This is a genomic window from Flagellimonas beolgyonensis, from assembly GCF_003992615.1.
GTDB classification, from domain to species: Bacteria; Bacteroidota; Bacteroidia; order Flavobacteriales; family Flavobacteriaceae; genus Flagellimonas; species Flagellimonas beolgyonensis.
The window spans coordinates 26,957-40,882 of sequence record NZ_RZMY01000017.1; the positions used below are offsets into that span (position 1 = coordinate 26,957).

15 protein-coding genes are annotated in these 13,926 nt (G+C 44.5%); 8 read left to right on the plus strand and 7 right to left on the minus strand.

Translation table 11 applies throughout. The features are described from left to right. Nucleotides 1–51 precede the first annotated feature (51 nt). The 4 genes from EO131_RS13325 (at nucleotide 52) to EO131_RS13340 (ending at nucleotide 4,026) form a co-directional block, all read left to right on the plus strand. Nucleotides 52–717: a succinate dehydrogenase cytochrome b subunit gene (locus EO131_RS13325; protein ID WP_417935635.1), complete on the plus strand. Its 666-nt coding sequence runs from the start codon at nucleotides 52–54 to the stop codon at nucleotides 715–717. A gap of 2 nt (nucleotides 718–719) precedes the next feature. Further along, nucleotides 720–2,723 carry a fumarate reductase/succinate dehydrogenase flavoprotein subunit gene (locus tag EO131_RS13330; RefSeq protein ID WP_127023092.1) on the plus strand — a complete coding sequence of 668 codons (2,004 nt, stop codon included), beginning with the start codon at nucleotides 720–722 and terminating at the stop codon, nucleotides 2,721–2,723. A gap of 6 nt (nucleotides 2,724–2,729) precedes the next feature. Next, nucleotides 2,730–3,476, plus strand: a complete 747-nt coding sequence (locus EO131_RS13335) for a succinate dehydrogenase/fumarate reductase iron-sulfur subunit (protein ID WP_127023095.1) — start codon at nucleotides 2,730–2,732, stop codon at nucleotides 3,474–3,476. 70 nt (nucleotides 3,477–3,546) lie between these two features. Beyond that, nucleotides 3,547–4,026, plus strand: a complete 480-nt coding sequence (locus EO131_RS13340; protein ID WP_127023098.1) for a very short patch repair endonuclease — start codon at nucleotides 3,547–3,549, stop codon at nucleotides 4,024–4,026. On the opposite strand, the gene EO131_RS13345 is transcribed toward EO131_RS13340, so the two are convergent. Next, on the minus strand, nucleotides 4,010–4,714 hold the full coding sequence (locus EO131_RS13345) for a helix-turn-helix domain-containing protein (RefSeq protein WP_127023101.1): 705 nt from the start codon (nucleotides 4,712–4,714) through the stop codon (nucleotides 4,010–4,012). The genes EO131_RS13340 and EO131_RS13345 overlap by 17 nt on opposite strands. 145 nt (nucleotides 4,715–4,859) lie before the next feature. On the opposite strand from EO131_RS13345, the gene EO131_RS13350 reads away from it, so the two are divergent. After that, on the plus strand, nucleotides 4,860–5,180 hold the full coding sequence (locus EO131_RS13350) for a hypothetical protein (RefSeq protein WP_127023104.1): 321 nt from the start codon (nucleotides 4,860–4,862) through the stop codon (nucleotides 5,178–5,180). Here the strand turns inward: EO131_RS13350 and EO131_RS13355 are convergent. From EO131_RS13355 to EO131_RS13380, 6 genes are all read right to left on the minus strand, one after another. Further along, nucleotides 5,166–5,684 (minus strand): GNAT family N-acetyltransferase, encoded by a 519-nt coding sequence (locus tag EO131_RS13355; RefSeq protein WP_127023107.1) that lies wholly within the window; start codon nucleotides 5,682–5,684, stop codon nucleotides 5,166–5,168. The two genes, EO131_RS13350 and EO131_RS13355, sit on opposite strands and share 15 nt — an antisense overlap. 323 nt (nucleotides 5,685–6,007) lie before the next feature. After that, nucleotides 6,008–6,661: a CoA transferase subunit B gene (locus tag EO131_RS13360; protein WP_127023110.1), complete on the minus strand. Its 654-nt coding sequence runs from the start codon at nucleotides 6,659–6,661 to the stop codon at nucleotides 6,008–6,010. Further along, nucleotides 6,661–7,362, minus strand: a complete 702-nt coding sequence (locus EO131_RS13365; RefSeq protein WP_127023113.1) for a CoA transferase subunit A — start codon at nucleotides 7,360–7,362, stop codon at nucleotides 6,661–6,663. Before EO131_RS13365 ends, EO131_RS13360 begins: the two co-directional genes overlap by 1 nt. A gap of 99 nt (nucleotides 7,363–7,461) precedes the next feature. Then, complete coding sequence (locus EO131_RS13370) at nucleotides 7,462–9,777, minus strand: penicillin-binding protein 1A (protein ID WP_127023116.1); 2,316 nt, start codon at nucleotides 9,775–9,777, stop codon at nucleotides 7,462–7,464. Between the two features lie 2 nt (nucleotides 9,778–9,779). Continuing rightward, nucleotides 9,780–10,268: a gliding motility lipoprotein GldH gene (locus tag EO131_RS13375; protein ID WP_127023119.1), complete on the minus strand. Its 489-nt coding sequence runs from the start codon at nucleotides 10,266–10,268 to the stop codon at nucleotides 9,780–9,782. Beyond that, entirely contained in the window at nucleotides 10,258–11,418 is a 1,161-nt protein-coding gene (locus EO131_RS13380) for a PSP1 domain-containing protein (RefSeq protein WP_127023122.1), read from the minus strand. Before EO131_RS13380 ends, EO131_RS13375 begins: the two co-directional genes overlap by 11 nt. 403 nt (nucleotides 11,419–11,821) lie before the next feature. Here EO131_RS13380 and recA point away from each other — a divergent pair, with 403 nt between their 5' ends. The 3 genes from recA (at nucleotide 11,822) to EO131_RS13395 (ending at nucleotide 13,922) form a co-directional block, all read left to right on the plus strand. Beyond that, entirely contained in the window at nucleotides 11,822–12,829 is a 1,008-nt protein-coding gene (gene recA / locus EO131_RS13385) for a recombinase RecA (protein WP_127023125.1), read from the plus strand. A gap of 98 nt (nucleotides 12,830–12,927) precedes the next feature. Continuing rightward, the gene (locus tag EO131_RS13390; protein WP_127023128.1) at nucleotides 12,928–13,365 is read left to right on the plus strand and encodes a hypothetical protein; all 438 of its coding nucleotides are present in this window, start codon (nucleotides 12,928–12,930) and stop codon (nucleotides 13,363–13,365) included. Between the two features lie 26 nt (nucleotides 13,366–13,391). Continuing rightward, nucleotides 13,392–13,922 (plus strand): RNA polymerase sigma factor, encoded by a 531-nt coding sequence (locus EO131_RS13395; protein ID WP_127023131.1) that lies wholly within the window; start codon nucleotides 13,392–13,394, stop codon nucleotides 13,920–13,922. Nucleotides 13,923–13,926: the final 4 nt, after the last annotated feature.

Below are 13,926 nucleotides of genomic sequence, written 5' to 3' on the forward strand. Positions count from 1 at the left end.
GTTTGTTAATAACTCGACCGTACCGTAAATTTGTTGAAAAACTAGCTTATAATGAGTTTGATAAAATCTTCGTTGGCCCGGAAATACGTGATGGCACTTTCGGGTCTTTTTTTGGTCACATTTTTGCTACTGCACGTGACCATCAATCTAGCTTCGGTTATTTCCCCTGATTTTTTTAACGAAGCCTCCCATTTTATGGGCTACAACCCATTGGTTCAATTTCTGATGCAACCCATCCTGATTGCTGGTGTAATCGTCCATTTTGTTATGGGCTTTGTCTTGGAAATACAGAACAAAAAAGCCAGAAGCATTGGTTATGTGAAGTACAATGGGAGTGCCAACGCTCCTTGGGTTTCCAGAAACATGATCTATTCCGGTTTAGTGGTCTTGGCGTTCTTGGGACTTCATTTTTATGATTTTTGGGTACACGAAATGGCCTACAAATATGTGGAGGCCAATCCAGAAGACCCAACCCGTTACTATCATGAGACGGTGGAGAAGTTTGCTCCCATCTGGAGAACGGTGCTCTACGTGGTATCCTTTGTGTTGCTCAGTCTGCACCTATGGCACGGATTCGCATCCTCCTTTCAATCCATGGGTGTTAACAACAAGTATACCCCGAACATTAAACGAATTGCCAAAACATTTGCGGTGGTGGTTCCCTTGCTATTTGCTTTTATAGCCATTTACCATCATCTTAACCCAATAACACATTAATTATGGGCATATTGGATTCAAAAATTCCATCTGGGCCATTGGCCGACAAATGGACCAAACATAAAAACGACATCAACCTTGTTAACCCTGCCAACAAAAGGAACATCGACATCATTGTCGTGGGTACTGGATTGGCCGGTGGCGCTGCTGCTGCAACGCTGGCCGAATTGGGTTACAATGTAAAAACATTCTGCTACCAAGATTCACCCCGAAGGGCGCACTCCATTGCTGCACAAGGGGGTATCAACGCAGCCAAAAACTATCAGGGCGATGGCGACAGCAACTATCGCTTGTTCTACGATACCATAAAAGGGGGCGACTACCGCTCACGCGAAGCCAACGTTTACCGATTGGCCGAGGTGTCCGGTAACATCATCGACCAGTGCGTGGCGCAAGGGGTTCCTTTTGCCCGTGAATATGGCGGTATGTTGGACAACCGTTCCTTTGGTGGTGTATTGGTTTCCCGAACCTTTTATGCGAAAGGACAAACCGGACAACAGTTGTTGTTGGGCGCCTACGCAGCCATGAACCGTCAAATCAATAGAGGTAAAATCCAATCCTTCACCCGTCATGAAATGATGGATTTGGTTTTGGTGGATGGCAAGGCACGTGGAATCATAGCCCGTGACTTGGTAAGCGGTGAAATTGAAAGACACAGTGCCCACGCCGTGGTATTGGCCACCGGTGGTTACGGTAACGTGTTCTTCCTTTCCACGAATGCCATGGGAAGCAACGTGATGGCTGCATGGAGAGCACACAGAAAAGGTGCCTTTTTCGCCAACCCATGTTTTACCCAAATTCACCCAACCTGTATCCCGGTTTCAGGAGAGCATCAATCCAAGTTGACCTTGATGTCCGAATCGCTCCGTAACGATGGCCGTATTTGGGTGCCCAAGAAAATGGAAGATGCCGTGGCCATCCGAGAGGGAAGATTAAAACCTACCCAAATTGCCGAGGAAGATCGCGATTACTATTTGGAAAGAAGGTATCCCGCTTTTGGTAACTTGGTGCCCCGAGATGTGGCTTCAAGGGCTGCCAAAGAGCGTTGCGATGCCGGTTTTGGCGTGAACAAGACGGGCGAAGCCGTGTATTTGGATTTCGCTTCCGCCATCAAGCGATATGGTAAGGAAAAGGCCCTGACCTCTGGTATTAAAAATCCGGATGAGGCCACCATCATTAAATTGGGTGAAGAGGTCATCGAAGCAAAATACGGTAACCTATTCCAGATGTATGAAAAAATCGTGGACGAGAACCCGTACAAAACCCCAATGAAGATTTATCCTGCGGTGCACTACACCATGGGCGGACTTTGGGTAGATTACAACTTACAGACCACCATCCCCGGTTGTTATGCTGCCGGAGAGGCCAACTTCAGTGATCACGGTGCCAACCGATTGGGTGCCTCTGCATTGATGCAAGGTTTGGCCGATGGATACTTTGTATTGCCTTACACCATTGGCGATTACCTTTCCAGCGATATTAGAACCGGTAAAATTCCTACGGATTCCAAAGAGTTTGAGGAAGCTGAAAAACAGGTTCGCGAACGAATGGAAAAATTGATGTCCGGTTCCGGAATCCACTCCGTGGATTACTACCATAAAAAACTGGGCAAGATCATGTGGAACAAATGTGGTATGGCCCGTAATGCCAAAGGTCTTGAAGAAGCCATCAAGGAAATTTCTGAGCTTCGTAAAGATTTCTGGGAAAACGTAAAGGTGACAGGAAGCATCGAATCCAAAAACCAGGAATTGGAAAAAGCCGGAAGGGTCGCCGACTTCTTGGAGCTTGGTGAATTGTTTGCGAAAGATGCACTCCATCGAAATGAATCCTGTGGAGGTCACTTCCGTGAGGAATACCAAACCGAGGAAGGAGAGGCACTGCGTGACGACAAGAACTTTAAATATGTGGCCGCTTGGGAATACGTGGGCGAGCCCAAAGATGCCAAATTGCACAAAGAGGATTTGGTGTATGAGAATATTGAACTGAAGACACGATCCTACAAATAAAACGCTATGAAATTATATCTAAAAATATGGCGTCAAAAAGACGCATCCTCACCAGGTAAAATAGTAGATTATACCCTAGATGGTGTAGAAGGGGACATGTCTTTCCTGGAGATGTTGGATATCCTAAATGAAGATTTGATCGCCAAAGGCGAAGAACCTGTGGAATTTGACCATGACTGTAGGGAAGGGATCTGCGGAACCTGTTCGCTACAGATCAATGGGGAGCCGCACGGTCCGGATAGATTGGTGACCACTTGCCAATTGCACATGCGTAAATTCAACGATGGAGACACCATTGTTATTGAACCCTTCAGGGCAAACGCCTTTCCAGTGATCAAGGATTTGATCGTGGACCGAAGTGCTTTTGATCGCATTCAGCAGGCCGGTGGCTATATTTCCGTGAACACTTCCGGAAATACGGTAGATGCCAACTGTATCCCGATCAATAAGCACGCTGCGGACGAAGCCATGGATGCAGCCACCTGTATCGGTTGTGGTGCTTGTGTGGCCGCTTGTAAAAATGCCAGTGCCATGTTGTTCACCTCAGCCAAGGTATCCCAGTTTGCTTTGTTGCCGCAAGGACGAGTGGAAGCTGTGGAGCGCGTACAGAACATGGTCCGCCAAATGGATTTGGAAGGCTTTGGAAACTGCACCAACACCGGTGCCTGTGAAGTGGAATGTCCCAAAGGCATTTCGTTGACGAACATCGCCAGAATGAACCGAGAGTACTTGTCTGCCTCAGTGAAGGGATAAGAAAATCGTTTATACCACTAAGAAAGCCCAAATTCCGATCGGAGTTTGGGTTTTTTGTTATCTTAAGGATATGTCCAAACCCTATTCCGAAGATCGCATTAAGGTACCCCGTTTTAACGAGGAAGGTGGTTTTTATACCACCCCGGAACGTTCCAAGATCATGGGCAAGATCCGTGGTAAGAACACCAAGCCCGAACTGGCTTTTAGAAAGGCATTATGGGAAGCGGGCTACCGATACCGGATCGACTACAAAAAACTTATTGGCAAGCCCGATATTGCCCTTAAAAAGTACAAGACCGTTATTTTTATCGATGGGGAATTCTGGCACGGTTACAATTGGGAGGAGCGCAAGCACAAGATCAAAACGAACCGTGAATTTTGGATTCCAAAAATTGAGCGCAACATCCAACGGGATGTGGAAGTGAATAACGCCCTTGCAGAAAAAGGCTATACCGTGTTTCGGTTTTGGGAAACAGAAGTAAAAAAGAACCTAGAGACCTGTCTGGCAACCGTTTTAGCCCATTTGGATGCCGTTAAAGCTGCTTCTTGACCACCTTGAACACTTGAAGGACCTCGCCCAAGGGCAGCTCAAAATCCTGGTATTCTGGGGAAGTGTTCAAATTATGGCAAAGTAATGACTTGGTAGCCTTATCGTACCCTGTAAGTTGCTTACAGATAATCCGATCTGCACAAACCAAGACATAGGACTGGTTCCAATGGGTTTCTTTGTCTCGTGCCAAATGTTCCTTTTTGATTTCCAATCCCAGCACAAAGGCTTTGTTGGGAATGGTCTCCAAACTGCCATCGTTCATGGAATCCCCGGAAATTTCAAAAATCCTGTGGGGTTCATCAGCCAAAAAATCGACAATAAATCCACCCTGAAACGGATTCTGTACCTTCTCATCCTTTAAACTGGCCAAGTACTTTTTGTGCCATTCCATCAACACCAAAGGTGCCATCACCAAATACTTTCCATGTTCCAACGGATAAAAAACGCTACCATGTTTGGTAAAGGGCTGTTTGTTGGTATAGGCCTCGCCCATATCGTTTACCTCATGCATGTACATTTCGGCAATGGTAAGCCCAAAATACTCGGCAATTTTGGTCAAGTTCTTAATGGGAATGTTCGCGTCCTTTCTTTCGTAGAGCTGTATGGTACGCAGGCTAACACCTATTTCTTTGCCCAATTCGGATTGGCTGATATTTTTTTTCCGCCTTAACTGCTTAATTATATACATTTATTTTCTATATTGTGTAATATTGTTACGCAATATGCACTAGCTGCAGCGAATCCATCGCTTTTCTGTAATTGGGTTACAGGCCAAATATAGAAAATAGGATTAGACCCCAACCAATTATTGTTCAATCCTAAATGAATTTTATATGGGTTCCATCAAAAATCTGGGTCTGGTCATCAACAGTGATCTTATTTTTAACGAGGATGATTTTGGCAGGCCGATCAGTGAGCGGCTTTCCGAAATCTTGAGGCGAAACACCTCCAAAAACGACTTGGCCAACATTGCCATCCAAAGCGAAGTTAGCTTTTCCACCATCCGGGATGTGATTTACCGGACCAATAGCTTGACCAAGGTGAATGCCATGGCCATTTCGCTCTTAATCCACGCTGCTTATGAAAACTCCATTGGGTACAAGTTGCGGGCCGAAGGGGACATTATGTTCTTGGGGAGACTATTGAAGGTCTAATCGCAACAACCAATCGGTCTGTTTATCGTTTCCGATATAGTATGGGTGTTCGCCAAATTTGGTGAATCCGTGCCTTTGGTAGAATCGTATGGCTTTCGGGTTATGCTCCCATACGCCAAGCCAAACAAAGGATTTGTTCCATTTTTTTGCTAAACAAACGACCTCTTGCAATAGCCAAGCACCTATTTGTTTGCCCTGATGTTCGCCAAGCACATAAATACGTTCCAGTTCCACAGCTTCCTTTTCATGTACATCGGTTTGGGCAGCTCCCACGTTCAGTTTACAATAACCGACCAAATCGTTGTCATCGAAAACAAAATAAAAGAAGGTGTCCGGATCATTGAGTTCCTTGTCCAATTGATTGGGGGCAAAAGCCTTTTTCAGGTACGCCTTAAAATCATCGGGGTCATTGTCCTTTTCGAAAGCGTCGATAAAGGTATCCCTGGACAGGTTCACCAGGGTTTGTAGATCAGCATTGGTGCATGCACGCAGGGTAAGCGACATTACGGTTGTTTCCGTTAAATGTATCGCAAAAAAAAGAGCCTAACAAAGTGTTGGCTCCAAATTTTTCAGGGGGAATTGATCTATGGTTTTAAAGCATAAAAAGCTTTTTGATCAAAAGCATGAATCCTGTAAAAAAATCATTTCTGTAAACCTGTACGTTCTCGTCCATTGTGTTATTAGATTTTAGGGCCATGGTTAATTTGGATTAGGTGTTAATTTGGGTGAAAAAATCGATATAACCAAATATAAATCCGATAAACGGCAATTTAAAACTAATGTTGTGTAATCAATTCTTTTTGTTGTAAAAAAACTGTTACTATTTGCTAAATCTGCATTTCTGGAATTTCACCTTCCACAATGAGATTTCCTTCCGTTGCCTTTTCGATTTCCTCAACGGAAACTCCTGGGGCCCGTTCCAATAGCTTGAAGCCTTCCGGGGTTACTTCCAGAACGGCCAAATTGGTCACTATCTTCTTTACACAACCCACTCCGGTCAAGGGTAGGGTACAACGTTTTAAGAGCTTGGATTCGCCTGCCCGGTTGGTATGCATCATGGCCACGATAATATTCTCTGCCGATGCGACCAAATCCATAGCGCCCCCCATGCCCTTTACCATTTTTCCAGGAATCTTCCAGTTGGCGATATCCCCGTTTTCGGCCACTTCCATGGCCCCTAAAATGGTCAAATCCACATGCTTCCCCCGTATCATGGAGAAACTCATGGCAGAGTCAAAAAAGGAAGCTCCAGGCAAGGTGGTGATGGTCTGCTTGCCCGCATTGATGATATCTGGGTCTTCCTCCCCTTCAAATGGGAAGGGACCCATGCCTAAAACCCCATTTTCACTTTGGAACTCCACGCTGATATCGTCCCGTACAAAATTGGCCACCAAGGTGGGTATACCGATGCCGAGGTTCACATAATACCCATCCTTTACTTCTTTGGCTATTCGTTTTGCTATTCCGTTTTTATCTAACATTAGTTTCTAGTTCTAACGGTTCGTTGTTCGATTCGCTTCTCATACTTCTCCCCTTGGAAAATGCGCTGCACAAAAATGCCCGGGATGTGAATCTCATTGGGGTCAAGACTTCCTGCTGGGAGCAGTTCCTCCACTTCGGCCACGGTAATGGTGGCTGCGCCGCACATACACGGGTTAAAATTTCGGGCCGTTCCCTTAAATATTAGGTTGCCGGCCTCATCCCCTTTCCAGGCCTTTACGAACGAGAAATCGGCCTTAAATGCAGGCTCCAAAACGTACATTTTACCATCGAATTCCCGAGTTTCCTTTCCTTCGGCCACCTCGGTTCCATAGCCTGCCGGGGTATAGAATGCAGGGAATCCAGCTTGGGCCGCCCTGCATTTTTCTGCCAATGTTCCTTGGGGAGTGAGTTCCACCTCCAACTCGCCACTCAACATTTGGCGTTCGAACTCATCGTTTTCGCCCACGTAGGACGATATCATTTTTTTGATCTGGTGCTTTTGCAACAACAATCCCAAACCAAAATCATCCACACCGGCATTGTTGGAGATACACGTAATATCCTTAATACCCAAACGCACCAGTTCGGCTATTGCATTTTCAGGAATACCACAAAGGCCAAAACCGCCCAACATAAAGGTCATACCATCCTCAACGCCCTGTAGCGCCTGTTGTACATTGGCAACTGTTTTCTTGATCATTCAATTCTCATTTTTGATTGCCTGAAATTACGATATAAATAAAAAAGCCCCAAGCAAATTGGCATATGCTTGGGGCAAATCGTTCAATAAATGCCGTGGTTAGAAATCCAGATCGTCCAAATCGTCTTCGGTGTCTATTTCATCTTCTTGCTGTTTGGAACAGTCAATATTGATTGTCATTTCTTCAGGAGCCACAAATTCTTCTTTTGAGACACCCAATTCTTGATTAGCATAATTCTTTTTCATGTACAGGGCCCAAATCGGCAAGGCCATAGCAGCTCCTTGTCCATAAGTTATACTCGAAAAGTGTATGGAACGCTCTTCTCCGCCGACCCACACGCCGGTCACCAAGTTGGGTACCATGCCCATGAACCAACCATCACTTTGATTTTGGGTGGTTCCTGTTTTACCGGCGATAGGATTGTTCAGTTCGTAGGGGTATCCTGTTATGATCTCTTTGTACACGGTTTGGTCTTTTGCACCTGTATGTCTTAGTCGAGCTCCAGATCCATATTGTGTCACCCCTTCCAAAAGGTTGATCATGGCATAAGCAACTTCTTTGCTCAACACATCCTTTGTTTCCGGAGTGTATTCATAAAGTGCGGTTCCATTTTTATCCTCGATACGGGTAACCATTACAGGTTTTACATATACCCCTTGGTTGGCATAGGTTCCAAATGCACCAACCATTTCGTAAACACTCACATCAGGTGTACCCAAGGCAATGGATGGCACAGCAAGGATATCTTTGGTAATTCCCATGTTTTTAGCCAATGAAACCACAGAACCGGGTCCTACTCTATCTATAAGCTGTGCAGTGATGGTATTCACTGAATTGGCCAAAGCACTTTTTAAAGTCATATTTTCACCCGAATACTTTCCATCGGAATTTTTGGGCCTCCATGCCTCCATGTTTCCATGTTTTCCTGCTTCAATACTATATAGGTTATCTGGTAGGGTGAAACATGGGGAATAGCGCAATTGATCTATGGCGGCAGCATACACAAAAGGCTTGAACAGAGACCCTGCCTGCCTAGAGCCTTGTTTAACCAGGTCGTATTGGAAATGTTTGTAATCGATACCGCCTACCCAAGCTTTTACGTGCCCTGTTTGGGGTTCCATGGACATCATGGCCGTTCTTAAAAATGTCTTGTAGTAACGAATGGAATCCATTGGAGTCATAATTGTATCCTTTTCATAAGAATCAGTATTCCAATCGAAAACGGTCATTTCTGTTTTTTCGTGGAAGGTGGCCTCAATTTCCTTTTCGGACAATCCCTCCCTTTTATAGTGGCGCCATCTTTCCGAATTCCGCATGGCACGATCCATAATGGTATCAATTGCACCGTTAGAGATGTCCAAGAATGGTGTAGTAGGATTTCGTTTGGGCGTGTTTTGATGGAAGAACTCGGCCTGTAAATTTTTCATGTGTTCCTGCACGGCCTCTTCGGCATTGCGCTGCATACGGGAATCCACAGTAGTATACACCTTAAGACCGTCCAAGTAGATATTGTACTTTTCCCCATCGGGTTTCGGATTCTCCTCAACCCAATTGTTCAGCCAACCTTGTAAATACATCCTAAAATAAGTAGCCAATCCTTCCCTATGCGATTCCGGACTGAAATTGATCTTCATCTCGGTCTGCTGAAGGGAATCTTTTTCCGATTCGGTGATATAGCCATATTTGGCCATCTGGGCCAAGACAGTATTCCTCCTGTTTTTCACCAATTCTTCCCTGCGTATGGGATTAAACAACGATGAGTTTTTCAACATCCCTACCAAAACTGCCGATTCTTCCGTTCTCAGTTCTGAAGGTTCCTTCCCAAAATAAATACGTGCTGCGGAACGAATACCATCTGCATTGTTGATAAAATCATATTGATTTAAATACATTGCGATGATTTCCTCCTTTGTGTATTGTCTTTCCAGTCGAGTAGCTATAACCCACTCTTTAACCTTTTGAACAAGTCTTTCCAAACCTCCTGAAGGCTTTTTTGTAAACAACAATTTTGAAAGTTGTTGGGAGATTGTACTTGCACCACCTTTTGTTCCCAAAAAAGCTACAGCCCTTAAAGTGCCACGTGCATCTATTCCTGAATGCTTAAAAAACCTTGCGTCTTCAGTAGCAACCAAGGCATCTACTAAATTTTGGGGCAACTCATTGTAATCAACAGGTGTCCGATTATCATTTAAATATAATTTTCCCAAGGTTACTCCATCGGAAGAGATGAATTCTGTGGCCAAATTCGTTTCCGGGTTTTCCAACCGTTCAAAAGTCGGCATCTCGCCGAACACGCCCCATGAGGCCAGTTGAAAAATCAATACAACGGACAGAATGCCCACTGCGAATAGAATCCAAAACCATTTTATGAACTTAAAAAAGTCCTGCTGTTTTTTTTGTCTGGTCTTTGCCATTGTTATTTGGGTACTTTTTCTATTTCCAGTCCAACATCGGTTATTCCATCCAATTCATGGAGGCCATCCACCTCACCATTTTTCCGCATGGCATGGAAAACATTCACCTTATATACGCCAGATTGGGAAAAAACGATGTTTTCCTTGTACCAAAGTTTGTTTTCCTTCACACTGCCCACGCCTTTGCCGAGCCATTCCCCGGTAGGTTGGGCCATCTTGTATTCGAGGGTATCCTTTATGGTGTTGCCATCCGGATATTCAAACTCAGTAATCAAAAATAAATTGCTAAACGGGTAGGTTTCATCATTTCTAACGTTGATGAACATGTTGTAGTTGGCCGTGGAATCGAGTTCGGAAAACTCAAAATTGACAGGCGTGTCCATCTGCCATTTTCCATTTTTTATCGGTCTGAAATCGGAATAGACCAAATTATCGTTACAGGAAGCCAAAACGACCGAGGCCATACAAACAAACAACATCTTATTTCGCATTATTGGATGCTTTGGGTTTCGATTTTCTGCGTTTCTTATTTCTTCTTTGCTTCTTTTTTGGCCTGTCGAACCTGGTCAGGCTGTCTTGTCCTACCACATTCTCAAAGGTTGTTTTTTCTTCGCTCACATTGTCCGCTGCATAATCCTCCAGGCTTTCGATTTTTTGGTTCTTCTTGTTCAGTTCCAAAATTTCCAGCACTTGATCCTTGGTCAATGCATGCCAATTGGCAGGTTCGTCTTTATAGGAAAACCACAAGGTCTCTTTAAAAATATCGGCTTTTTGGCAGAATGCGATTCCTTTCTTGGTCTGTAGCTTACTGTCGGATGGTGGGAAATCTTTGAGGGCTTCGAGGTACACATCCAGTTCGTAGTTGAGGCAACATTTGAGCTTGCCACATTGCCCAGCCAATTTTTGGGGGTTAAGTGCCAATTGTTGGTACCTTGCCGATGCCGTGCTTACCGATCTAAAGTCGGTCAACCAAGTGGAGCAGCACAGTTCTCGACCGCATGATCCTATACCGCCCAAACGTTGGGCTTCTTGTCGGTAACCGATTTGGCGCATTTCTATTCGGATTCCAAAGGCCCTGGCCATATCCTTGATCAACTGCCTAAAATCGACCCGATCCTCTGCCGTGTAATAAAACGTGGCCTTGGATCCATCCCCTTGAAACTCCACATCGCTCAGCTTCATTTCCAGTTTCAGGGCAATGGCAATTTCGCGGGATCGTTTTTTGATTTCCTCCTCACGATCACGGCATTTCTGCCAAATATCGATGTCCCGTTGGGTCGCCTTTCGATACACTTTGGGAAGTGTTTTGTCGTCCGGTGAAACCTTTTTCCGCTTCATCTGTACACGGACCAACTCCCCGGTCAACGTGACTACGCCCACATCGTGTCCTGACTTGGCCTGGGTGGCCACAACATCGCCAATGGACAGGGTCAGGTTATCCGAGTTCCTAAAAAATTCTTTTCTACTGTTCTTGAAACGTACCTCAACACAATCAAAAGGTTTTTGACCGTTGGGCAACGACATATTGGAAAGCCAATCAAAGACCGTTAGCTTGTTACAACCATCAGTGCCGCAAGTACCATTGTTCTTGCACCCACGCGGTTGTCCATCCTTCCCGGTTGAACAACTGCTACACGCCATATATAGTATCTTGATTTAAGGAAGTGTCAACCAATTCCTTAAAAAGGGTTCATAAATAATTTACATGGTAAATATAGTACAATTTGTTGCAGTAGTGAAATGCTATCTTCCCGATTTACAACCTTTGAGAGGATCAAAATGGAATTGTGCAGATTGGTTGGGCCAATTAGAAAAACCATTTGGTGGGTACAAGTCCCAAAAATGAAAGAGCCTTCCCGTGGAAGGCCCTTGCTCAATAGTATATCTTTTTCACAGCTAACTTTTCCCCACCCTGTAAATCTGAGCTCAATAGCTCTATGGATATGAGTTAGTATTTAGAAGATGTGTTGTTATTAAAAAGGTTGCGTCCCTTTTGTCGTATGTGGAAAGAAATGGTATTTTAGCCCTCTAACAATTTGGAAAGATGAGCAACGAAAAAGAAGCAAAATTAAAGGCGCTAAAGTTAACCCTGGATAAGTTGGACAAGACCTACGGCAAAGGAGCGGTCATGAAAATGGGCGACAGTGTTGTGGAGAATGTCGAGGTGATTCCTTCTGGATCACTGGGACTGGACATCGCATTGGGTGTTGGCGGTTACCCCAGAGGCAGGGTCATCGAAATATACGGTCCTGAGTCTTCAGGTAAGACCACGCTAACCCTTCATGCCATTGCCGAAGCACAAAAAGCCGGTGGTATTGCTGCCTTTATCGATGCGGAACATGCTTTTGATCGTTTTTATGCCAAAAAGTTGGGTGTGGACATCGATAACTTGATCATCTCCCAGCCCGATCACGGGGAACAGGCACTGGAAATTACCGACAACCTTATTCGTTCGGGTGCCATTGATATTGTTATTGTGGATTCCGTTGCCGCATTGACCCCAAAGAGTGAAATTGAAGGAGAAATGGGGGATTCCAAAATGGGGCTCCATGCCCGATTGATGTCCCAGGCATTGCGAAAGCTCACTTCCACCATCAGCAAGACCAAATGTACCGTAATCTTCATCAACCAGTTACGGGAAAAAATCGGTGTTATGTTCGGCAATCCCGAAACCACTACCGGGGGTAATGCCCTTAAATTTTATGCCTCTGTCCGTTTAGACATAAGACGTTCAACGCAGATCAAGGATACCGATGGAGAGGTCCAAGGAAACAAGACACGGGTAAAAGTGGTCAAGAACAAGGTGGCACCACCCTTCAAAACTGCTGAGTTTGACATCATGTATGGCGAAGGCATTTCCAAAATTGGGGAAATCCTGGATTTGGGCGTAGCCTATGAGATTGTTAAGAAAAGTGGCTCTTGGTTCAGTTATGGGGACACCAAATTGGGTCAGGGCAGGGATGCCGTAAAAGCACTTTTAATGGACAATCCAGAGCTTTCCGAAGAATTGGAGAACAAGATAAAGGAAGCCATTACCGCTGTTAAATCGTAGTTCCGACATCCTTCCTTTTAGGATAATTAACTTTTGACATTTAAAATCCTACGCAACCCTTGCCATTACTGCACATCTAGGGATAAAAAGGATTTGTTATGAAAAAAGTATTGATGCCCGTATTCCTATTTGTGGCATTGGCATTGTTCAGCTCTTGTGAACTGGACGATGATTCCCCCAACTTTTACTTTACGGCACTTACCGTTGTTGAGGCAGATGTGCCCGAATCATTTGTATATGGAAATACTTATGATATTAACGTAACTTACATCAGACCAAATGGCTGTACCTTCTTCGAAGGGTTTGATGTGGCTAAAACCGCAGAGACCGAACGGGAAATTGTGGTTGTTGGTTCCGTCCTAACCGATGAGGACAGGGCCTGCACACAAGCTTTGGAAGAAGTTGTGGCCACAATGAAATTCAGCGTAATTTACACGGGCCAATACACATTCAAATTTTACACCGGGGAAGATGCGAATGGTAATCCCACTTATATTGAGTATGCAATCCCGGTAACTGAAAGAACAACTAATTAGGGAAACAAGCCAAAATTGACCAACATTTGGATCTTGAAGAGCTGATACATAATTGCAAAAAAGGAAAACGGCAGGCGCAGGCCGAACTATACCGGAGATATTCCGGTATTCTTTTCGGTATGTGTCTCAAGTATTCCAGGAACAGAACTGAGGCGGAGGATAATCTGCACGACAGTTTTATGACCATTTTTGACAAAATCGATCAGTACAGTTTTCAAGGGTCGTTTGAAGGTTGGATGAAGCGGATCACCATAAATACGGTGCTACAGAAATACAGAAAGGATCAATACTTGAATGTTATTTCTGAAAATATTGAAGAAGAAGTAGAGGTGGAAACGGACCAAACCGATATCCGTTTGTCCACATTATTGGGATATATCCAGGAACTGCCCAATAAGTACAGAATCACATTTTGTTTGTACGTATTGGATGGATATAGCCACAAGGAAATCAGTGAGATGTTGGGGACATCCACTGGCACCTCAAAATCAAATTTGGCCAGGGCCAAATCCATTTTGAGGGATAAAATCGAAAAAACCAAAATAAACATTGCTTAAAAGA

Excerpts from the sequence above, each read along its gene's own strand:
- EO131_RS13325 (WP_417935635.1), top strand. The coding sequence starts at position 52 with ATGAGTTTGATAAAATCTTCGTTGGCCCGGAAATACGTGATGGCACTT.
- EO131_RS13330 (WP_127023092.1), top strand. The coding sequence starts at position 720 with ATGGGCATATTGGATTCAAAAATTCCATCTGGGCCATTGGCCGACAAA.
- EO131_RS13335 (WP_127023095.1), top strand. The coding sequence starts at position 2,730 with ATGAAATTATATCTAAAAATATGGCGTCAAAAAGACGCATCCTCACCA.
- EO131_RS13340 (WP_127023098.1), top strand. The coding sequence starts at position 3,547 with ATGTCCAAACCCTATTCCGAAGATCGCATTAAGGTACCCCGTTTTAAC.
- EO131_RS13345 (WP_127023101.1), bottom strand. The coding sequence starts at position 4,714 with ATGTATATAATTAAGCAGTTAAGGCGGAAAAAAAATATCAGCCAATCC.
- EO131_RS13350 (WP_127023104.1), top strand. The coding sequence starts at position 4,860 with ATGGGTTCCATCAAAAATCTGGGTCTGGTCATCAACAGTGATCTTATT.
- EO131_RS13355 (WP_127023107.1), bottom strand. The coding sequence starts at position 5,684 with ATGTCGCTTACCCTGCGTGCATGCACCAATGCTGATCTACAAACCCTG.
- EO131_RS13360 (WP_127023110.1), bottom strand. The coding sequence starts at position 6,661 with ATGTTAGATAAAAACGGAATAGCAAAACGAATAGCCAAAGAAGTAAAG.
- EO131_RS13365 (WP_127023113.1), bottom strand. The coding sequence starts at position 7,362 with ATGATCAAGAAAACAGTTGCCAATGTACAACAGGCGCTACAGGGCGTT.
- EO131_RS13370 (WP_127023116.1), bottom strand. The coding sequence starts at position 9,777 with ATGGCAAAGACCAGACAAAAAAAACAGCAGGACTTTTTTAAGTTCATA.
- EO131_RS13375 (WP_127023119.1), bottom strand. The coding sequence starts at position 10,268 with ATGCGAAATAAGATGTTGTTTGTTTGTATGGCCTCGGTCGTTTTGGCT.
- EO131_RS13380 (WP_127023122.1), bottom strand. The coding sequence starts at position 11,418 with ATGGCGTGTAGCAGTTGTTCAACCGGGAAGGATGGACAACCGCGTGGG.
- recA (WP_127023125.1), top strand. The coding sequence starts at position 11,822 with ATGAGCAACGAAAAAGAAGCAAAATTAAAGGCGCTAAAGTTAACCCTG.
- EO131_RS13390 (WP_127023128.1), top strand. The coding sequence starts at position 12,928 with ATGAAAAAAGTATTGATGCCCGTATTCCTATTTGTGGCATTGGCATTG.